Annotated in this window: 15 protein-coding genes; 6 read left to right on the top strand and 9 right to left on the bottom strand. The window is 34.5% G+C overall.

Going from position 1 to position 21,889, the window contains the following annotated elements; translation table 11 throughout:
* Positions 1-61: 61 nt before the first annotated feature.
* The 4 genes from B045_RS14250 to B045_RS0104415 all read left to right on the top strand — a co-directional run bounded on the left by B045_RS14250 (position 62) and on the right by B045_RS0104415 (position 3,601).
* Positions 62-448: a DUF2141 domain-containing protein gene (locus B045_RS14250; protein ID WP_018463066.1), complete on the top strand. Its 387-nt coding sequence runs from the start codon at positions 62-64 to the stop codon at positions 446-448.
* A 9-nt stretch (positions 449-457) separates the two neighbouring features.
* Complete coding sequence (locus B045_RS14245) at positions 458-2,611, top strand: outer membrane beta-barrel protein (protein WP_081618588.1); 2,154 nt, start codon at positions 458-460, stop codon at positions 2,609-2,611.
* 85 nt (positions 2,612-2,696) lie between these two features.
* Positions 2,697-3,317 (top strand): hypothetical protein, encoded by a 621-nt coding sequence (locus B045_RS0104420; RefSeq protein WP_018463064.1) that lies wholly within the window; start codon positions 2,697-2,699, stop codon positions 3,315-3,317.
* Positions 3,311-3,601 carry a winged helix-turn-helix domain-containing protein gene (locus B045_RS0104415; RefSeq protein ID WP_025883911.1) on the top strand — a complete coding sequence of 97 codons (291 nt, stop codon included), beginning with the start codon at positions 3,311-3,313 and terminating at the stop codon, positions 3,599-3,601. The genes B045_RS0104420 and B045_RS0104415 overlap by 7 nt, the downstream gene beginning before the upstream one ends.
* 131 nt (positions 3,602-3,732) lie before the next feature.
* Here B045_RS0104415 and B045_RS0104410 read toward each other — a convergent pair whose 3' ends face one another.
* From B045_RS0104410 to B045_RS15840, 9 genes are all read right to left on the bottom strand, one after another.
* Complete coding sequence (locus B045_RS0104410; protein WP_018463062.1) at positions 3,733-4,875, bottom strand: AAA family ATPase; 1,143 nt, start codon at positions 4,873-4,875, stop codon at positions 3,733-3,735.
* A gap of 1,271 nt (positions 4,876-6,146) precedes the next feature.
* Positions 6,147-8,303 carry a DEAD/DEAH box helicase gene (locus B045_RS0104405; protein WP_018463061.1) on the bottom strand — a complete coding sequence of 719 codons (2,157 nt, stop codon included), beginning with the start codon at positions 8,301-8,303 and terminating at the stop codon, positions 6,147-6,149.
* A gap of 6 nt (positions 8,304-8,309) precedes the next feature.
* Positions 8,310-9,635 carry an ATP-binding protein gene (locus B045_RS0104400; RefSeq protein WP_018463060.1) on the bottom strand — a complete coding sequence of 442 codons (1,326 nt, stop codon included), beginning with the start codon at positions 9,633-9,635 and terminating at the stop codon, positions 8,310-8,312.
* Positions 9,632-11,605: a tellurite resistance TerB C-terminal domain-containing protein gene (locus tag B045_RS0104395; RefSeq protein WP_018463059.1), complete on the bottom strand. Its 1,974-nt coding sequence runs from the start codon at positions 11,603-11,605 to the stop codon at positions 9,632-9,634. Before B045_RS0104395 ends, B045_RS0104400 begins: the two co-directional genes overlap by 4 nt.
* Before the next feature lie 927 nt (positions 11,606-12,532).
* Entirely contained in the window at positions 12,533-13,357 is an 825-nt protein-coding gene (locus tag B045_RS0104390) for an ABC transporter permease (protein WP_018463058.1), read from the bottom strand.
* Positions 13,354-14,268, bottom strand: a complete 915-nt coding sequence (locus tag B045_RS0104385; protein ID WP_018463057.1) for a daunorubicin resistance protein DrrA family ABC transporter ATP-binding protein — start codon at positions 14,266-14,268, stop codon at positions 13,354-13,356. Before B045_RS0104385 ends, B045_RS0104390 begins: the two co-directional genes overlap by 4 nt.
* A 46-nt stretch (positions 14,269-14,314) precedes the next feature.
* Positions 14,315-14,914, bottom strand: a complete 600-nt coding sequence (locus B045_RS0104380; protein ID WP_044067611.1) for an RNA polymerase sigma factor — start codon at positions 14,912-14,914, stop codon at positions 14,315-14,317.
* Positions 14,877-15,044: a hypothetical protein gene (locus tag B045_RS15490; RefSeq protein WP_205619109.1), complete on the bottom strand. Its 168-nt coding sequence runs from the start codon at positions 15,042-15,044 to the stop codon at positions 14,877-14,879. The genes B045_RS0104380 and B045_RS15490 overlap by 38 nt, the downstream gene beginning before the upstream one ends.
* 210 nt (positions 15,045-15,254) lie before the next feature.
* Complete coding sequence (locus B045_RS15840; RefSeq protein ID WP_018463054.1) at positions 15,255-15,584, bottom strand: 4Fe-4S dicluster domain-containing protein; 330 nt, start codon at positions 15,582-15,584, stop codon at positions 15,255-15,257.
* 387 nt (positions 15,585-15,971) lie between these two features.
* Between B045_RS15840 and B045_RS0104365 the strand changes: the two genes are divergently transcribed.
* Both B045_RS0104365 and B045_RS0104360 read left to right on the top strand, forming a co-directional pair.
* Positions 15,972-18,749: a glycoside hydrolase family 2 protein gene (locus tag B045_RS0104365; protein WP_025883924.1), complete on the top strand. Its 2,778-nt coding sequence runs from the start codon at positions 15,972-15,974 to the stop codon at positions 18,747-18,749.
* On the top strand, positions 18,746-21,886 hold the full coding sequence (locus tag B045_RS0104360; protein WP_044067609.1) for a glycosyl hydrolase: 3,141 nt from the start codon (positions 18,746-18,748) through the stop codon (positions 21,884-21,886). Before B045_RS0104365 ends, B045_RS0104360 begins: the two co-directional genes overlap by 4 nt.
* Positions 21,887-21,889 lie beyond the last annotated feature (3 nt).

The following is a 21,889-nucleotide window of genomic DNA, read 5'->3' as shown; positions in this document are numbered from 1 at the left end:
GGCGAATGGTTTATTTTATAAACCAATTTGTATTGTTTAATTATTTAAAATAACTACAGACATGAAAAGATTTATTTTATCAGTTTTAGTATTAACAGCAGTATCGTGCTTAACTTATGGAGCCAATCTTACTATTTCAATTAAAGGTATACGTAGCAGCAAAGGAAAGATACTCATCATGATTAAACCTGTTGGTAAAGATGCTACATATCAGAATATGAAAGAGATTACAAATGACTCTTGTAATTTCGTTTTCAAAGATATTGAAGATGGCACATATAAGCTATCTGCTTTTCATGATGAAAATGGTAACTATAATATAGACAAGGATGAAAAAGGTATTCCGACAGAAGGATTTGTTTTGAAAACAATAACAGTTAGCAACTCAAAGAATTCAAGTAGCGAAGCCATAAAATTAAAGCTTTTCTATCCTTTAACGATAAAATAAGACAATCAGATGATGACGCATAATCTCATAATAGGATTTGTTGTTTGTGTATTGCCATGCAATGCACAAACGGATTCCACGAATATGACAACGTTAAATAAAGAACCAATACAACTTAAGGAAGTCGTTGTTAAATCACAGAGTATCATAAGTAAAGCAGATAAATTTATAAAGATTATTTCGATTAATGAAAATAAAAATGGAGAAGAGCTTCTTAGGCAGACTCCAAGCATAGCATTAAACGGCAAAGATATAACTATCAATGGTAGCAGTGGTGCAAAAGTATTTATAAACGATAGAGAAATTAGACTTTCAGGAGACAATCTAATATCTTATATTCGAAGTTTAAGTTCTAAGGATATAGAAAGTATAGAGGTTTTCCCTGTTGCAGGAGCCAGTTATGACGCAGATGCAAGGGGTGGCATTATCAAGATAAAACTCAGACATAAACACACAGATGACTATCAAGGTAGCATAGCTGTTAAAGGAATGGCATCTGATAAAAGTTTTGCAATGCGTCCTTCATATTCCTACAATATGCATCAACATAAATTAGACTTTTATACATTTGGTTCTGGTTCATGGACAACAAGCGACAGAGGTTCAATATTGGGGACACGTTATTACAGAGACAATATAAACCATTATTCAAGTTTCGGTGACGTAAATACGCCGGCTAATAATCAGAATATAAGTGCAGGTATGTTTTATGAGATTGATTCATTGAGAACAATTGGCGCTGAGCTTGGGTATTTTCACGATTATACTGATATGAACACAAATAGTTGTTCATATCTGACATACAATAATGATATACAAAATAGCAATGCACAATATTCTCAGAGAATGAAATTCAATATGCTATCTGGTTCACTAAATTATCAAAGAAAATTTGATAATAACGGTTCTATGTTTAAAATAATGGTTGATTATGTTAAGAAGAAATCAGTAAATCATAATTTATATAATCTCATGTTATTATGGAACAACCGAGATTCTACTTACAGAAGTAATCTTTCATCAACATACAATATTGCTTCCACAGATGTTTCTTACAAGAAGGTTTTAACTGGCGGGACGGCATTACTTACAGGAATAAAGTTCACAACAACACAAATGATCAATGACAATAGTTATCAATCCTTTGTTGATAATCAGTGGAAAGATATTTTAGATTATAATTACTCTTCAAGATACAACGAGCATATATTTGCTGCTTATGCCGAAATTAATACCGAGATAAAGCAATGGCAAATAATAGCGGGATTAAGAGCTGAAAATACCAAGACAACAAATAAAAATGTCAATATGAAAAAAGACTATTCTAACATATACCCTCATGTCATTCTTGGATATTCATTTGACGAAATGAAAAGGTGGATGATTTCAATGAGATATGCTAGGCAGATAGAACGACCAGCTTTTGATGCACTTAATCCAAACCGTATAGAATTGTCGCAATATTCATATCAGATAGGTAATCCTGATCTGAAGCCTTCATACATAAACAGAATAAGTGCAACACTTATACACGATTATAAATATACGCTAACCATAGGATGCGATTTATATACTGATTTGATAAGAGAATTTGCAAAGCAAGATTCGAAAGATCAAAATGTATCTTATATAACTTATGAAAATCACAATCGTGAGAATCATTGGTTTATAAACATAAATGCACCGTTTCAATTTGGCAAGTTTATTGATTTAAACACCAATTTGACTATGGTCAGACAATGCATACAAATGACAGCTAAAGATAATTATAGTAATCACAATCTGGTGTTTATTAATTGTGTAGCTAACATGCACCTTCCTTACAAATACGATGCAGAAATTGAATATGATATGCACAATCGTTTGTACTCGGGCAATAGTTCAATAAAATCAAGCAACAGTATAAACTTTAAACTTAAAAAGACATTTGCCAAAGATAAAATATTGCTGGCAGCAGGAATAGATAATATACTAAACGAATCTGCGAGATATCAATCCGAACTTAGTGAATACTCCATTAAAAGCAGAAATTTAATGGGATCAACAGGTAGATTGATAAGTTTATCATTAACATATAATTTTAATAAGGGTAGTAAAATAATATCAAGAAGGGTCGAAAATAGTTCTAGCGAAGATCGTGCAAGAATGTCTAAGAAACTATGACTATTTACAATATTACCCAATAAAAAGACAGTCTAAGGAACTATTTTACAGAAGTTTTTATAATTTTGCAAACAAATATACTATAATGGAAGAAAAGAATATAGACGAGAAAGAGAGTTTAGAACTTATTTCTCAAATGATACAATCTACAAAGGAATATATGGAAATAGGAAGTGGTAACCATTTCATATATTGGGGATACTTCACTGCAGCATTGTCTATAGTAATATATTCTGTGTTTCAGTTGACAGGATGGAAAAGTTGTGGATTTCTGTGGTTACTAATGTTTGTATTTTGGATATTCATGGAAGTCTTGAACCATCGCAAGCGTCCAACAGTAATGACATACATCAATAAAGTTATTGATCATGTCTGGTATGCTATGGGTTCTATGTTTATTGTAACATTTGCTGTTATTCTTTGCATCGGCTTTATCTATGGAAGATATAATTCGCTAGATTTAATGATGCCGTTATCAGCTATCTATGTTGGTATAGGAGTTGCAATCACAGGAATAATTATTCAGAATAAATGGATAGCCTATCTTCCATTTGTTGGAATTGGTCTCGGTTTGTATATGCTCACAGCTCTATATTTAAATATACTTCCAAATATATCTTGGCATCTTATGTTTGGTTTATCATTTATAATAATGATGGCAATCCCTGGTCATATACTTAAAAGAAAGGAGAACAAGGCATGTTAAGGGAATTAGATCCACTACTACACTCCCAACTACGACTTGCTGTTGTCTCTATTCTAATGTCATTAGATGAAGCCGACTTTGTATATCTGCGAAAAAAGACAGAATCTACAGCCGGTAACTTAAGTGTGCAATTAGATAAATTATCTGCTGCTGGATATATCTCAACAGAAAGAGTTATTGAAGGAAAGAAAACGCGCACTTTATGTCGCATGACTAGCAAGGGTAAACAGGCTTTTGAAGATTATGTGGATGCCTTAAAGGTGTACCTAAACGTGAAGAAATAAGGTTTTTGCTTTTTATTACTTAATGCCATCGAGGAAGTTCTCTGCCTACATACATTCTATTCCATTCCATTATTAGTAGGCTATAAGAAACCGTCCATATATAAAAGATATTTTTCATAGTCTAATTTTTTTTAAAGAGCTGTATTGCCTAAAACAAATTTCTTTATCCATAGGCTGAAAAACTGATCATACACAGAATATGCTCCATCATTCTGTGTGATAAAATCTTTCTCTAATAATCCTTTGATCGCAGAATTTACCGAACTTGGTGATGGTAGGTGATATTTCTTTGAAAAAAATCCGCCTGTAACATTTCTGGCTTTACCTTCAGTGGCAATGGCAAGGAACGTGTTACGCTGCTTTTCTGCCATTTGTCGCAATATGGTTTCGTAGGTGTCTGATGACATATCTAAGATATAGTTTATTGCATCATCAAGCATATCTTTTGAGCATGTACCGTTCTGAGGAGTTTTAAGAAACAGTACATTCATTACACGTTGTATGTAGGAAGTGACGCCTTCAAATCTATTGAATAATTCTTTTATTATTTCTACTTCTAGATGTTTGTTGCGTTCCTCAAATTTCTTAGATGCGAATTCGCTATATTTCTCAACAGTTAGTGTTTTTAAATTCATTAGTGTAACGCTCTGATAAAAAGGTCGTGACGGTGATACAAATATCTCTCCCATTAGGTGGCGATGTGAGCCAGAAAATATGAAATGTGCATTTGTACATCTTTGTATATATGTACGCAAAAGTGCTTCGATTCTATTGTCGCCATAGTATGTTATCTGCTGGAACTCGTCTATTGCCACAAGGCAAGGCTTATCTGCTTGCTGTAGATAAGTGAATATCTCGTCTAAAGTCACTTCTGGATTTGTTATAGCTCCAACACCAACACTCCATACGGGAAGACCATTGATGTCAAATGAAATTTCAGAGCGCAAAGACGTTAATGTCTGGATTAATTTTTCCCAGACTTTCTTACCCTTTGAACGTAGTCCGTCTATAATACTTTTACCAAATACATTAACAAGGTCTGAAACAGAAGATGTGGAATAGATGTCGATGATAAAAGTATAGTAGTTTTGGTTTATCTCAGGTTGGTTGAAACAATGATTTATAAGTTCAGTCTTGCCAATACGTCGAGGCGACATAAGGGCAAGATTATTCTCATTGACTAACAGGTCTGTAATTTTTCTTGTTTCATCTTTGCGATCACAAAAATACTCAGGACCAGCATATCCATTTGTTATGAAAGGGTTGTTCAACATAATTGTTTCTTGTTTGATTCCGCAAATATAGTACTTTTATTGCGATTATCAAAAAATGATTATCAAAAAATAATAAAATGCAGGTATGTTGTTTTGTAGTTATGTAGCTACAGCATAACTAACCATTCACTTTGATATGAGGCTATGATAGTAAAAAAATGCATAGTAAAAGAAAAAAACATCTTTTTCTGTGTAATTTATTACTATATTGCGCATTGCAAACAGTTATACTCGTATCTACATATAATGTAGTGTAGCATATTATTTTTGGCTTAAATTTCTCTGTGTCGATTTGATTTTTGTATGTTTAGGGGGCTTTCCCTACGTTTTTCGTGCTTTTTAGCTACGTGAACTACGTATTCTCTCGCAAATCCCATAAACAGGGGCTTTGACGATACGTAGCTAGGTCAATTTAACTACGAAAGCTACGTTCTAGCTACGTTGTCTATTTCTATTATATATTATGTACGTGCGCGCACGCACTTAGGACTTTTTAAAAATACTAGTGTCGAAGTGTCAACATAATGAATATCAATATATTATCTGTCATTTTTAATAATATATGATGACGGTGATATGACGAAGAAGCCTCAAATTTTATCATGCTTTTTACGAAGAAATGCATTGCGATTTACGTTGTTTTGGGGAGTGATAAGGGCCTTATCACTCGGCAAAGTAACACGAAACGCAATTTAGTTTTCCGCAAAAATTTGTATTAGAAGATTATGAAAAGTACTCAATTAGATTTTTGCTTGACACATTTTCGTCACTTGATTATTCTCGAAAAGAAGTCTAACAAGTTGATATTCAACGGATAGACATTTCGACGCTGGTATTTTTGAAAAATCCAAAGTGTGCGTATGCGCATGTGTTATTATGTGTAGCACCAGTAATTGAAACTTTGGCTAACTGCCCAAACTTGATTTCATTGCATGGATAAAAATCTTGAAGTATCTTTGCAGAGAATTCAGTGGAATTCGGCAGAACGTTTAATCAAGCTTGAAAATTCTGTTTTCGTTTACTGAATCTATGTATCCATCCTCAGTCCCTCAGATGCAGTAACGTTTCTTTGACAAATTCAATTATGAAATACATTCCATCCTCCAAATAATCCAAGTTGCCGTAGCTAAAACGTAGCTATCGTAGCTAAATCCTACCAGCTACGTATCGTCAAAGCCTCTGTTTATGGGCTTTGAGAGAGGATCCGAAGCTCACGTAGCTAAAAACAAGAGAAATGATAGGGAAATTCAATTGTGTTTTTTAGTTTGTATTTATTGCATCTTTAAAATTATATAACTATTTAGTTCTATTAATATTTCCCAAGCATGGTCTATATCTAAATAAGTATTTGCGTATTCAATATTCAAAAGCTCATCAGAAAGTAGATAGTCGTATTTTTGCTTTTCTTTAGCTCCTCGGTTTATAAGATTTGCTAACTCAATAGCATCTACTTTACCAAATCTAATAATTGATTCTATATCATTTATTTTGAGGTCTGTAATATATAAATGATTGTAGCTAATGCGTTTATCTAAATAATATTTAGCCATTAAGTAGATCGTTTTGTTAATTTTATCGCCTGCCCAAGTAAAAATATAGGTTTTAGTGCGGTATTGTATTATAGAACTCTTATCCAGTCCAATTTTCTTAAGAAAAGAGCGTGCTCTTAATAAGTGCTTGGGAGTATTAGTATTTTTATCAAGGTACGGATATATTTCATCCGATAAGTATATATCTCGCATCTTTTGTATGATAATATTGTCTTTGGGAACGAGACTCCCAGAGTAGTGTGTTATATTTCCTAGTCCGTTTTGTGTTACATAAACCTTATTATTCCTATAGTTTATATATTCTATTTTCCAACTTATTCCTGCTAAAATAATAGAGTTTCCTACTTGTGGATCTTCTTTAATATAACCAATGGGGACTGTATTATTCTTATTTATAACCATGTATCCTTTATCGCTATTGAATGCGGAATAAAAATCTTTCTTATTAAGAATACTCTCTCCTTTTGAACCAATAATAATTTGACCATTTCTCATTTGTGATATAATATCATTTTTTGCTAAAGACTTTATAATTTCCAAAAAAAGTTTAGCTGAGATATTACAAAAAGCGCCTTCTTGACAAAGGAGCTTCCATCCATTCTTTGGATGAAAGCTACCAAATTGCCCAATAATAGCAACTATCTGTTGTATTAGAGTTGAAAAGTGATAACCAGAAATGTCTGGGCTTTGGAAATGTTTTTCTTTTGTGAGTTCTACAGCTGCTATATTTTGGACAAGATTACTACGTAAATAATACATAATATTGTTACCTCTATCAATAGAATATATTCTTAATTTGGAAGAATCTCCTGCTCGTCCGGAGCGTCCCAGCCTTTGCATTAGACTAGATACAGAATTTATTGATTCAATTTGAGCTATAGATTCTATTTTGCCGATATCTATACCAAGTTCTAATGTAGAAGAACAAAAGACAGAAATGGGATACAAACCATTCTGTAAATCTTTTTCTGTTTTTTCTCGTATGGTTTTACTTAAACTACCATGATGAACTCTGAATGCATCTGGAATAAATAGTCTTTTACACATATTTGATAATAATGATGCATATTTTTCAGAATCATAGCGGCTATTTGTAAAAATAAGATTATTACTACCTCTAAGTCTTTTGAATATATCTTCAGTGATATTTTTAATATATGAGATATGATCTTTGGTTGTATATTCTTTAATAATTATCATCATTTGATGAGAATCATCGCCTTTTGATGGTATCTCGCATGGTATTATACTATCGTTTCTTAAGAATTTTTTAACGAAATTGTAATCAGAGAATGTTGCACTCATGGCAATTCTTGGTATCACTCTTTGCTGACAATGTTCAATTCTTGACAACAGAGATTGTAATTGTATCCCTCTCTCGTTCCCTATGAATGTGTGTAATTCATCAATAATTACATACTGTATTGCTTTGAATAAATTATGTGCTTCATCCTTACGATTTATTAAAAAAGATTCTAAAGATTCTGGTGTTATAATAAGAATTCCATCAGAATTTTTTAAGGATTTTACTTTGATATTATTTGGTACATCACTATGCCAAGAAGTTATGGGTATGTTTAATCCATAAACCATTTTTATTAACCGTTCATACTGATTATTTATTAAAGCTCTTAATGGACTTATGTACAAAACTTGATATCCATTGTTCCTTTTTGATTTGAGAATTTGACTTATTACAGGAAGAAAGACGGCCTCAGTCTTTCCTCCTGCTGTAGAAGCACTAATGATTACATCGCAATTTTTTCTCAATATAGGTGGTATGGAATTCTCTTGTATTTCTCGAAGAGAATTCCAACCTTGTCGTGCTATCCATTTTTGGATTCTAATATCTAATAATGTTAACGAAGATGGTTTCATATCGTTTTATATATTAAACGACGCAAATTCTTCATTTAAATTAGAATCTGATTTTTCATTCGTCATTAAATAACTTAAATTGTCAGATTCTATATCTTCTGTAACTTCTGTTTTTTCAACAAGATCTTCCCATTTGCTTTGGGGGGATTGCTCAAGCACTGATAATAGATCTATAAATCCCTTTATTGTATTTCGTGGAGTTCTAAAATAACTTTCACCAATTACCGAATTGCAATGTTTCATATATGCAATAATAGCTTCATCTGGTACAAGATATGAATCTTTTTTCCCATATGCATAAACATTGCGAATATTTTTTAATAGTAAAAGTAGTTCCTCTTGATGTAGATTTGCTAATCGTAGTACCGTTGAGTTGTAATCAGTTATTCCAATCTTCTTAGCAAAGTTGTTTTCTGCCAGTCGTGATCTTAATGCTTCATAACTATATAGTCCTCTTGTTTCATCTGTAAGAAAATCTGGTGTACCACTCATAATAAAACCAATATTTGATATTGTACCTTGATATGTATTATTCAATATGTTTAGTATTTCTTCGTAGTTTGATTTGCGAGATTGAGAATTTGTTATCTTATATAGATTAACCATTTCATCAAGACATATAAGTAATCCTTTATATCCTGCTTTTCTGACAAGTACAGAATAAAGTTCCATTATATTGAAAAAAGTATAGTCTGCTAAGATTTCTCTCACATTGAGATCTTTTTTAGCATCTGTTCTAGATTTGTATTCGCAACGTAACCATTTTATGCATTTGCTTTTAAGATCATCATTATTGTTATTATATGCGTACCAATAACAAGCTATAACCTTTATGAAACTTTCCCCTCCATAATAATCTTCCAATTCTTTAAGCATTTTGTATATTTCAGAAGCTACGTCATCTTTATTGGTTTGGGCTTCTTTGTTTGCCAAAGTGATTACTCTTTCCAATATGTAGCTAAGCGCATTACCATCTTGCTTAGTTCTAGTTGAAATATTTGCTATAAGTTCAGAAACTAATTTCTTTGGTTGATCTTGACTACCACAAATCCTCTTGCTTGGAGACAAGTCAGCATTTAAAGTGACAAGTCCTTTCTCTAACGCAATACTTCTGACAAGTGATAAAAAAAAAGTCTTTCCTGAACCATACTCTCCAATTACTAATCGAAAAGAATTTCCCCCATCAACAATGTTGGTTATGTCTTTTATAAATGAGTCTAATTCTTTTGCTCTACCAACTTGAATATGTTGGAGACCAATTTTTGGTACAATACCGCTTCTCAGTGAGCGAATGATTGCCTCACGCTCCATTGGCTTTATTATCTTCTTCATAATAACAGTTCTTTATAATCTTGTATAACAAATATATTCTCCCCATTATCTTCTATAATTGAATCTTCAATTTTAGAATATGAGTAATCATTTATTTTTTCTAAAACAGAGCTTGTTATCAAGCCTTTTTGTTTGCAAATATCATCTACTTCTTTTTTGCTCCACATTTCTTTTGAGAGCAATGTTGAGAGAATTTCTAATATTTTATTGTTAGGGACTATATCTTGTTCTTTCATTTCATTAGTAATAAGATCCTCTTTCTGACTAAATATTTCGTCTAGTATATTTTGAGACAAAAGAGTTTCTTCTTCTAATTCATTAAGTCTTCTTTTATTAATATTTACTTGAGTCTTTTCTTTGTTATTAATCAATTTGTTGACGTTTTTAAAGTCATTTACAGAGGGCTCTCTGCTAGTTATTAAATTGTGGATTTTTCCATGAATATTATTATTTTCTAATCCTAATAATAATAGTAAATTAGCTATAGCAGATGTTCTCTTAGGCCTTACTTCCCCTGTGCTATATGTAAATCTGAACAAGATTTCTCCAAACATTTTTTTCCTTTCATTGCTCAGTTCTTGAATGTTATCCTTTCTTGATTTGTACAAAATCACTTTTTTCGTATTCTGCCATCTAATAAATGCAGAAAGATAATGGCGTTCATTCACATTGTCAATTAAACTGGAAATTATTTTGTCGAATAGACAGAAATCTGCATTTGTAGCAGAATCAGCTTGCATCAATTTGTTTATTAATATTGAGAGCAAACAAAAATCCTCTATGTCTTTATTTCTGTATACAGCCTGCTCTCGTCTATATAAAACGCATTTATTTTCGTATGTAAAATTTTCTGGTATAATGCCATATCCTAAGCGAGATAAACTTCTTATAAAAGGATCTTGAATTTCTTCCAAAGTAGTTTCATTTAATTTTTTTGCAAGATTGAAAATTTTAACAATCTTATCTATATTTAGCGTTGGATAATCAGAAATACTAAATAATCGTTCTATTTCTTTATTAAAATGAATACATTTCTTATTATCTCTTATATCAATATAATGCGGCAAGTATGCTAGTGCTAAAATATTATTAAATCGTCCAAGATATTTAAAATCATCATTTATTTTTTTGCAAGCATCCTTAGTTGCTTCTAAATAAGAGTGTACCGTTTGTGTAGTTGTGTATATAGTGACAGATGATTTACTATCATTAAAAGCCTTTTCTATGAAATAACCTAATCTAATATTATAATCTTTATCATAATTCTGTGTATTTTTTTGCTCAGGAAGATTAAAATCACTAATAAAATATGTTTTGATATCTCTTTCAAACGAAGATATGGCAAAATGGTTAATATAAATTTTCGCAGTCTCAAAAATTAACGTTTTGTCAATTTTTGCAGATTCCTTGATTTTGTTTATAAAATAGAAATCTTTAATTTCATCCATATCGTCTATTATACGACTCTTAATAAGAGTTAGTATCTTGTCGGGAAAAAATTTGATTATTAAGGCTTGTATAAAGTTACTAAGAAAATATTTGTCTAAAGATGGCAGAATATTTTTATTATATAGCATAAGTACTCCTCCCAAGATGGATTCTTTTTCTATAATAGATGTATCTTCATTAAAGAATACTGTTTTTTTTGCAAGCCAGATATTATAATTGATTTGTTCACTTGTATATCCTTCTGTGAGATTAAAGTTCGAGAAAAAAAGCAAACACGCTTGTTTATCTGACTCAGTAATGTTAATGTCTTCTGATTCTTTTTGTTCCGAAATATAAAAATCCTTTTCATCTGTTTTTTTAGGTCCGTTTATCGTTAAATATATAAATGCCCCGATAATACTAATTAAGAGTAGTGCAGCTATAATTATAGCGTATATATTATTTGATTGGATCATTCCTGAAATAAGAAATAGTAGCCCAATTAGTATATACCAAATATTGCAACCATTATTTGAATTCATATGTAAATGGTTTGTTTTTTTGTGATTGTACTTGTTTTTTAATGCAAGTATTTTATAATTAATAGACTCATAATCGTCTTTACGAACATTACGGGGATTCTCATATCTAAAAGATCCTTGTAAGGCTTTGTTTTCATGGGAGTTATTTTATACATGTTTGATTTAGATATGTTCATATAGCTATTTTTTACATCATGTACAAATTTAAATATAAAATTATCAATATCCAAATTATTCTTTGTTTTTCTTGTTATTTGATTTTGTCATTATTATAATGATCTTATTTTTAATTACGGGAAATAATTTGCTTTCATAAAGGCTCAAGCGTCTTCTTGATTGTATATGTAGCTCTTTGTTATATTAATTATCTAAAATAAAAAGAAAATGTGATGTCATATATTTTGAATTTATCATTATATTAGTTTATTTTGTATGATAATAAAATACACGAAGAACATTGTAAATTAACAACTAATGAAGCTAAAAAAGAAATCGGGTATGATATATACTAAGAATACTAACAATGCTATTGTTATTATATATTACTTTATGTTCTGCTAAGCTTTTGATTATAAATAGCATACTTGTCTGTTCTCTGCTTTTAATACTAATATGGCTTTTATTTGCAGCATTTCACAGGTTGCATAAAAAATAGTGATAAAAATAAAACGAATATAACTTTACTTGTATTGTGACTAGTATTCTTGCTTGTTCATTATGTTACTATTGTGTGGTGGCTATGTAAGCTTTCTTCTTGTCGACAAAATGAATTAGCAAATTTCAAATGAAAGAATCCCAATATTTTATAGGGATTCTTTCATGCATATAATAGTAACTATCTTTTTATTTTGCTAAAAACATTTTTAGGAGCCTTTGGGTGTTTATTCAAGAGAATAAATCTTCTAAGAATGTCCTTAAATTCAATTATTAATGCCCGTGCTTGAATATTTTGATTCTTGAAAAATCGGCTTTGGAAAATTGCTGTACGCTTAGCATCAGGAAGATAAGGCAAATGACCATAATTATGACAAAACTCATCCATGGCATGATTGTGAAACTGCCCACTTGAAACGCTATGCCACTTTTCACCATTTCTGCTACCGATAAATGATCCATTTTCAATGTTACTTCCCGGAACAGAGCTGTGGCGTATGTCAGGGGATTTATCAGGACGATGGGAAGCATAAATTTGGGTAACGCAAATGTCGGAATGTAGGCTCCAGACAAGAACGTAAGGGGAAATGATATGATAGTGACCAACAGCTGAAAATTGCTTGATTCGCGTGTAATTGTTGCCAGATATAATCCCAAAGCACTGAATGTGAGTCCGGCTAAAACCATAATGAGAACCATACCGAGTCCGTGAACTGTATCAAGGTCTAATCCCATAAACAGACCGATGATTACGATAATAAGTCCCTGAATAACAGAGATAACGGTAGACGATAACATATGCCCGATAGCAATCTGCCAACGAGAGATCGGTGCTACCAGAATTTCTTTCATAAAACCGCTTGAAATATCATCGAGGATATTCATAGAATTATTCAAAGCAATTTGGAAGACGGTCATGATGATGATACCCGCAATCAAATAATTCATAGGGTTGGTAATGCCCGTAGCTGTGCTCTTCATTACAAATGAAAAGACAAAAAGCATGATAACAGACATGAATAGATTCATAAACAGGCGCATTCTATCGCGCACAAGTTTCAATAAATTTCTATTTAAGATGGCTAAAATGGCTCTCATGATTCTCTGATCTCCTTTCCTGTAATATTTAAAAATACGTCGTTGAGTGATCCTTTCTTAACTTCAAGGTCTTTGATATACTGTTTGTTGGTGGACAGGATCTGCAGAAAGTCATCGTAATCATTGATGTAGACCATAACTAAATCGCCATCCATTTTATATTTCATGTGATGCTGATTAAGAAAATCGACAATCACTTCGGGTTGATCCGATTCCAGTCTCATGACGGTTGATGTGTATTGCTTTTTTAGGTTGAACGGCGTGTCGTAAGCAATGATCTTTCCTTTGTCGATAATAGCAATTTTATTGCATATCTCTGCTTCTTCCATATAGTGTGTGGTGAGAAATATGGTGATTTTCTTTTCTTTTTGCAGTTTATAAATATACTCCCACACGTTGGAGCGTGTTTGTGGATCGAGACCGGTAGTGGGTTCGTCCAAAAACAAAACTTTGGGAAAATGCACCAAACCACGGGCTATCTCGGCACGGCGTTTCATGCCTCCCGAAAGATTCTTGACCGGTGAATTGCGCCTTTGTTCAAGGTCAACCAAATCGAGTACAAAGTCGATACGTGATTTTACTTCTTTTTTGGGTACGTTATAAAAATCGCAATGCAGTTTTAAGTTTTCTTCAATGGTAAGCTTATCATCAAGTGTAGACTCCTGAAAGACAATGCCTATGTTGTTTCTTACCTGCGCCATCTGTGTGCTTACGTCGAACCCATTTATAATCATGTCGCCCGATGTCTTTTCCTGAATGGTGCATAGCGTATTGATCGTGGTACTCTTACCCGCTCCGTTTGGACCAAGGAATCCGAAGATACTCCCTTCTTCCACTTCGAAAGAAATATTGTCTACCGCTATGAAATCACCGAATTTCTTTGTAAAGTTTTTAACTTCGATACTATTCATCTTAATTGTTTTAATTTTATTATCCTAATTCTTGTATCTTTTGTTTTTATGTTGAGATCAAGTCGTTGTAGATTGTTTGCAAACGCTTCCGCAGATAAACGATAGCGTAATGTTTGCGCGAAAGCAATGTGTTGACCGGTACACCGATAGTTTTGGAAATCTCTTTCACAGGGATACCGTCCAGTTCCGTCATCTCAAAAATCTCACGTTGTTCGGGTGGTAATTCTGCCAAAGCATTTTCAAGTTCCGTCCATACTAGTGAACGCAGATATTTCGTTTCAGGAGAGTCTTCGTCTTCCACTTCGTGAAACAGTAGCCCCGATATTTCTTCCAGCACATTTTCGTCTTCATCTTCCTGAAACACCGGCATCCTTACTTCCTTCTTTTTTGTTTCGGCATTGATGATCTTATTTTGCGTGACACGATACAGCCATGCAGAAATGTTTTCAATCGGGTTCATGGCATTATCCACGTTTTTTGCCAATTGATAAAACACATCCTGCAAAATATCATCCGCATCATCACGACTTGATATCTGCCCTCTGATAAACGATTTTAACCTCGGGGTGTATTTTGCAATCCACTCTTTCAGTTTCTTTTGGTTTGAATTATTGCTCACTGTTGTTTTCGCTATGGGAATGTCCATGTCCAAAAGGATAACCGTGGAAACCGTGGTGTCTGTTTTTAATAAATTCTTCACGTTCTTTCTCGTTCATCTCGGCCCATTTCTCATATAAAGGATGTCTGTGATGTCTGGCCATCTCTCTTCTTGCCATCCAACCGCTAGGAAATGATCCGAACAGTAGGCGCGAAAGAACCAATAGACCGAATGCCTGCCAAATGTTAATGCATGAAAGCCCGAAAATAGTTGGCATCAACCAATTCCAAAGCAACATGACAATAGCAGAAAATACGGCTGCAAACCCCAAAAAGCCTAAAAAATGCAAGAGTGAATGTTTAAAATAAGATTTCATAATGTATGTATATTAATGTTTATTATTAAATTGAATTTTTTCTTGTGTTGAAGATAATTGTATCTTATCAATCAGTCTGATGGCTCCAAAGTTACAACTTTTTATGCAATGTTCGCACTCCGTACATAGATTTGGATTTTTTACAGTTACATGCATATCCTTTCCTTCCTCAGGTTCCATTTTGAGAACACCGTTTGGACAGTGCGTAATACAGCTGTTACATCGAGCACACTTCTTATCGTCGATAGATATTATTCTATTAGTTTTTCTCTTTTTCCTTAATAAGTGCGTTACTAGATAAATTAGGAATACAGCACCTACTGCAAAATAAAGTTGTATCATTTGTCATATCATTTTTTATATTATAAATAGCTTCCTATAGATTAAGACAGATGAGTGCTGCAAATATTTTAATGAATTGCGAATTTATATCATTTTTGCAATAGATTTATCATTTCCTTAAATTGTTTTTATGAATCAGTGGCTTATCAACTTATTTTTATAAGCATTGGTTTTTGATGTAACTTTAGTCTCAATTTACCATCCTGGAGATCGAATTCCTAGATGGGAACAGAAAAAATATAAAGTATAGAGCAGTAAAAGAAAAGAGCTTAATCTGATTTTTTACTGCTTTTATAATTTATGGATTATATCATTGCCATTACTTTTTCGCTCTTTGTTATAGACAAAAACGGGAGTTTTGAGTCTTATAATAAATTAAGTAATGATATGAAAAGGTTTGCAACTTATATAGTGTTTTTCTTTGTTACGTTGGCAGCATTAGCTCAAAGCGATGTTGATACACAACGAATGTATCTGTCGGGACATGGATGTGACGATATGGTGAAATGGGATTTCTTATGTACAGGAGGACAAAATTCTGGCAAGTGGACAAAGATTGGTGTTCCGTCTTGTTGGGAATTGCAAGGCTTTGGAACTTATCAATATGGCATGCGCTTTTATGGTATTCCAAATCCTGAAGGTATAGCAAACGAAAAGGGACTTTATAAATATGAATTTAACCTTCCGAAGTCATGGGAAGGAAAGCAGATTGAACTGGTGTTTGAAGCTGTCATGACAGATGCGAAAGTAACCATTAATGGGCGAAAAGCTGGAAGTGGATTGCATCAGGGCGGTTTTTATCGCTTTATTTTTGATGTCAGTGATCGTATCTTCTTTGGTAAACATAAAAATATTCTTGAGGTAGAGGTTAGTAAAGAAAGTGCTAACACACAGGTAAACATGGCTGAAAGGCGTGCAGACTATTGGAACTTTGGAGGAATATTCCGCCCCGTCTTTGTTGTTGCTAAACCGTCTTATAATATTTCCCGAGTCGCTATTGATGCGGATATGAATGGTGTTTTTAAGGCAGATTGCTTTATTAATCATGCTCTAAACGGATCAAAAGTTAAGGTGAAGATAAATTCACTTGGTGAAAGTGTGGCTGAAGTAAGGGGAGATGTAGCACATTTTGATTTTAAAACATCAAATCCTAAACTGTGGACTGCAGAAACACCAAACATCTATACAGCAGAGTTTTCTTTAATGGACTCAAATAATAAAGTGATTCATCGTGAGAAACAGAAGTTTGGTTTCAGAACAATTGAATATCGCCAGTCAGATGGTGTTTATATTAATGGCAGAAAGGTGATATTCAAGGGTGTAAACCGTCATTCATTCCGTCCAGAAAGCGGTAGAACTTTGAGTAAGGCAAAGAATATCGAAGATGTGAAACTTATTAAGAGTATGAACATGAATGCAGTGAGATTGAGTCATTATCCTGCAGATCCTGAATTTCTTGATGCATGTGATTCGCTTGGACTATATGTAGAAAGTGAACTTAGTGGATGGCATTATGCTCACGAGACTATCATAGGTCAGCAGCTTGTGAAGGAAATGGTAACACGCGATGAAAATCATCCAAGTATCATATTCTGGAGCAATGGAAATGAAGGGGGATTTAATTACGAGCTTGAACCTGAATTCTCACGTTGGGATATTCAAAAGCGTGTGGTGCTATATCCTTGGGCAAACAGAAATGGATTTGAAACGAAGCATTATCGTTCATATGGCGAAACAGAGGAATACATGCGCCAGAAAGAAATATTTATGCCTACAGAATTTCTGCATGGACTTTATGATGGAGGCCATGGCGCCGGACTTGCTGACTATTGGAAAATGATGATGGCGAACCCAAGATGTGCTGGTGGATTCTTATGGGATCTGGCTGATGAGGGAGTGGTGCGTACAGACAAAAATAATATGGTTGACTGCATGGGCAACTTTGGAGCTGATGGAATCGTAGGACCTCATTTCGAGAAAGAAGGTTCGTATTATACTGTTAAGCAGGTGTGGAGTCCTGTTACGTTGTCGTTGTCTGGAAATAAATTGCAGGCTGTGAACACTTACAACTTCACAAATCTTCGCGACTGCCATTTCTCGTATAAGTATTTATCAATGCCGATGTTGGGCTCTTCTGATGTTAAAACAATTTCAGCTGGAAACCTTGTCTCTCCGAATGTAAATCCTGGTGATACAGCTTACATGGCATTACCTGATGGTTGGAAGAAAGCGGACGTGATTGAGGTGAAGGCTATTGATAATCATGGAAACGAATTATTTACGTGGGATTTCAAACAGAACGTAAATACGCTTGCACGTGTGAATGTAAACACATGCAAGATTGATTCTACAAAGGACAATCTGATCATAAGTTCAGAAGGTCGTACCTATAAATTTTCACGTGTTGACGGACAATTGAAAGGTGTAGCTGTAGGCGATAGAAATATATCATTTGCAAATGGTCCACGCTTCGTAGCAGCAAGACGTAGTGATCGAAGTTTTGACCAGTTTTATAATCATGATGATACTGATGCCGAAAAGAAAAAGACTCAATATACTCTTTATAAAGACCAAGGTGTGTTGAAGAGTATGCAGATCATAGGCAATGTGCTCACTGTGAAATATGATCACGGTTCACTTAATGAAGTGAAATGGCGTTTCCTTTCTGGTGGAAGTGTTGAGATGAATGCATGCTATAGCTTTGGTGGAGTTGTTGACCTGATGGGAATCATGTTTGATTATCCAGAACAAAATGTAGAGAGCAAGCAATGGGTTGGCGACGGACCTTATCGCGTATGGCAGAATAGAATGCAGGGACCTCAATATAATTTATGGCAGAATAAATATAATGACCCTATACCAGGAGAGAGCTTTGAATACCCAGAGTTTAAGGGATATTTCTCTAATGTGACATGGATGCAGATTAAAACAACCGAAGGACGTGTTGGAATAGTCAACGACAGCAACAGTTTCATCGGAGTTTATCAGCCACGAGACGGCAGGGATAATCTGCTATATACTTTGCCGAAAACAGGAATATCATTGCTGAGAGTGATTCCCGCAGTCAGAAACAAGGTGAATTGCACCGATCTCAACGGTCCTTCTGCACAACCAGTGTGGAGCAGTGGCAGTATGTCAACAACAGCAACATTTAAATTCGAATGAGAAGATTATCATATACTATATTGATTGCCTTTCTGATGGCAGCTTACGTCTATGGGGATTCTCGCCCTTGGACTTTTTGGTACTGGATGTATGGTGCGGTTTCTAAAACCGGAATACATGCAGACTTAAAGGGAATGAAAGATATCGGACTTGGTGGCTGTTACCTGATGCCGATACGTGGAAAGGCTGACAAAACAGAATTTGATGGCGACGCTACTCAGTTATCGCCTAAATTCTGGGAGATGGTCGATTATTCTTTCTCACAAGCCGACTCATTAGGTCTTGATATGGGTATTCATATCTGTGACGGTTTTGCACTAGCCGGTTCTCCTTGCATATCTCCTGCTGAAAGTATGCAGAAGGTTGTGTGGAGTGACACGATAGTTGCTGTCAATTCATCATCGCCAATCAATATAAAATTGGCTCGCCCAGAGGCTTATATGGGATATTATGAGGATATAGCAACATTTGCTTTGCCAGTGAAATACGACACAGCAAAGGTTAAACCTATTGTCGTGTCGCATTCTGATGATGTAGTTGTGAATCCTAATGGCAGTTTTAGTGCTTCCAAAGCCTGTTGGATAACCTATGACCTTGGTAGAAAGGTTACGCTGCGCAGTATAGATATTATTCCTTCTGGAAACAATATACAATGTCAACGTGTTAAGGTGATAGTGTCGGATGATGGGAATGATTATCATCAGGCTTCACAACTTCAACCGGCACGACAGGGATGGCAGAGTAATGGATATGGTTTTACTTATGCTATAAGTGCTGTTTCGGCAAGATTTGTAAAACTTGAATGGAGCCCTGATGGAACAGAACCTGGCAGTGAAGATTTGGATGCTGCCAAATGGAAGCCAAACTTTAAGTTGAAAGATGTGAAATTCGGTTTATCGCCAGTTATTTCACAATGGCGTGGCAAAGCGGGCTTTACATGGTTAGTGTCTCCAGAGACAATCCAAGATGAAGTTCCTGATAAAGATTGCATAAAGAAAGCAGAAGTAATAAGATTAAAACTGAATAATAATAGTGTTGTTACGAAACTTCCAAAAGGAACATGGCGCATATTGCGCATGGGACATACTTCTACTGGGCAGATGAATGCTACGGCAGGAGGTGGTAAAGGTTTGGAAGTAGACAAATTCTCTTCATCTTCCATAAACAAACTTTTGAGTAATTGGTATTCTCTTTTTCTTGCACGCCCACATTCATCGGTTGTGAAATATCTTCATGTAGACAGTTGGGAATGTGGAACTCAAAATTGGGGAAGCTCTTTTGCAAGAGAGTTCAGGTCACGCAGAGGTTATAATCTTGTGGATTGGCTTCCCGTAATGGTTGGAATACCAATGGAGAGTGCTGCAGAAAGTGAAAGAGTTTTGCATGATATAAGAGTTACGCAGAATGATCTTGTGAATGACATCTTTTTCAAAACAGTCGAAAAGTATGCACATAAACACGCACTTAAAGTGAGTCATGAGAGTATTGCGCCTACGTTTGTTGCTGATGGTCTTGAACATTACAAGTATTCAGATGTGCCAATGGGAGAGTTTTGGTTGAATTCGCCAACTCATGATAAACCTAGTGACATGCTTGATGCAATAAGTGGCGCTCACATATATGGAAAACCTATCGTTCAAGCTGAAGGTTTTACAGAGGTAAGAGGTGTCTGGAATGAAACTCCAGCAATGATAAAACCACTTCTCGATCATAACTTTGCCTTGGGAATGAATAAGTTGTTCTTTCATGTCGATACTCATAATCCGTGGACAGACAGGAAACCCGGCATGACGCTTGATGGGATAGGACTTTTCTTCCAGCGCGACAATACTTGGTATCATGAGGCTGGTGCGCTTGTAGATTATATCAATAGATGTCAGAAACTCTTGCAGAGTGGCACTCCCGTTGTTGATATTGCCGTGTTTACCGGTGAGGAAATGCCTTCGCGTTCGTTTACTCCTGATCGTCTTGTAGATATTCTTCCGGGCTTGTTTGGTAAGGAACGTGTGGAATCTGAACGTAGACGCATGGAGAATAAAAACCAACCTCTTGAAGAAAGTCCTGTCGGTGTAGTTCATGCATCAGGTATTATGAATCTAAGTGATTGGATCAATCCGTTGCGAGGGTATCATTATGACTCAATGAATAGTGATGCTCTTCTTTATGCTAAAATTGTAGATGGGCGTATTGTAATGCCTGGTGGCATAAGCTATGGAGTTTTGGTTATGCCAGGAAAGGCAAAGATGACACCTTCATTCTCGGGATATTCCAAAGTTATAGCTGATAGAATAGCGCAACTTCGTCAGAGTGGCGTTACTGTTATTAATGTTCCTTATACAGATGATGCATTCAACTCTGTTGGAATTCCACGAGATATTGTGCTGCCTAAAGGTATAGCTTTTAATCATGTAAAGGCAAAAAATGGCGATGATATTTATTTTCTTAGTAATCAGCATGATAGCGTTATGATATTCAATGCTGTTATGCGACAATCTGATATAAAAGGATGTATGTTGTATGATGCTCAGAAAGACATTTATTTCAGTCCTTCAACATGTAGCATTGATAACGGTCTTGCAAATGTAGAAATAACGTTGCCGTCTTATGGTTCCGTTTTCGTAATTTTTCCACATCACGCCTTGTCAACATCTCTAGAGAAGTTGCCAATATATAATAACGTGATGAATGTCACTGGTGATTGGAAGTTGACTTTTGGTGCTACCGGAATTAGTCTAAATACTCAACTTCCTGATGATTGGAGTCTCAATGAAAATGAGAAGATAAAATATTATAGCGGTTCGGCTGAATATTCAACTCATTTGAAATGTGATATACTAAAAGGACAGAAAGCAACGTTATCATTAGGAAGAGTATGTGATATAGCACATGTCTTCGTAAATAATGTTGATTGTGGCGTGGCATGGACATCACCTTATGAGGTGGATGTAACAAAGGCTTTGAAGACTGGAGACAACATCGTTAAGATAATCGTTACAAATACATGGGCCAATGCCTTACGTGGTAATGATATGGGAAAAGCTCCTTTCTCTGGAATCTGGACCAATGCGTCCTATAGAATGAAAAGCGATAAACTACTGAATGCGGGACTTATTGGACCTGTGGAATTAAAATACTAAAAT

It is taken from the genome of Segatella paludivivens DSM 17968 = JCM 13650 (genome assembly GCF_000373185.1).
Classification (GTDB): domain Bacteria; phylum Bacteroidota; class Bacteroidia; order Bacteroidales; family Bacteroidaceae; genus Prevotella; species Prevotella paludivivens.
Note: the sequence above shows the minus strand (reverse complement) of the source record. Positions and strands in the feature narration are given on the sequence as shown.

Coding starts and splice junctions, on each gene's coding strand:
- B045_RS0104410 (WP_018463062.1), bottom strand. CDS start 4,875: ATGTTGAACAACCCTTTCATAACAAATGGATATGCTGGTCCTGAGTAT.
- B045_RS15490 (WP_205619109.1), bottom strand. CDS start 15,044: ATGGCAAGAAGAGAGATGGCCAGACATCACAGACATCCTTTATATGAG.
- B045_RS0104400 (WP_018463060.1), bottom strand. CDS start 9,635: ATGAAGAAGATAATAAAGCCAATGGAGCGTGAGGCAATCATTCGCTCA.
- B045_RS0104405 (WP_018463061.1), bottom strand. CDS start 8,303: ATGAAACCATCTTCGTTAACATTATTAGATATTAGAATCCAAAAATGG.
- B045_RS0104360 (WP_044067609.1), top strand. CDS start 18,746: ATGAGAAGATTATCATATACTATATTGATTGCCTTTCTGATGGCAGCT.
- B045_RS0104380 (WP_044067611.1), bottom strand. CDS start 14,914: ATGGACATTCCCATAGCGAAAACAACAGTGAGCAATAATTCAAACCAA.
- B045_RS15840 (WP_018463054.1), bottom strand. CDS start 15,584: ATGATACAACTTTATTTTGCAGTAGGTGCTGTATTCCTAATTTATCTA.
- B045_RS0104365 (WP_025883924.1), top strand. CDS start 15,972: ATGAAAAGGTTTGCAACTTATATAGTGTTTTTCTTTGTTACGTTGGCA.
- B045_RS0104395 (WP_018463059.1), bottom strand. CDS start 11,605: ATGAATTCAAATAATGGTTGCAATATTTGGTATATACTAATTGGGCTA.
- B045_RS14250 (WP_018463066.1), top strand. CDS start 62: ATGAAAAGATTTATTTTATCAGTTTTAGTATTAACAGCAGTATCGTGC.
- B045_RS0104420 (WP_018463064.1), top strand. CDS start 2,697: ATGGAAGAAAAGAATATAGACGAGAAAGAGAGTTTAGAACTTATTTCT.
- B045_RS14245 (WP_081618588.1), top strand. CDS start 458: ATGATGACGCATAATCTCATAATAGGATTTGTTGTTTGTGTATTGCCA.
- B045_RS0104415 (WP_025883911.1), top strand. CDS start 3,311: ATGTTAAGGGAATTAGATCCACTACTACACTCCCAACTACGACTTGCT.
- B045_RS0104385 (WP_018463057.1), bottom strand. CDS start 14,268: ATGAATAGTATCGAAGTTAAAAACTTTACAAAGAAATTCGGTGATTTC.
- B045_RS0104390 (WP_018463058.1), bottom strand. CDS start 13,357: ATGAGAGCCATTTTAGCCATCTTAAATAGAAATTTATTGAAACTTGTG.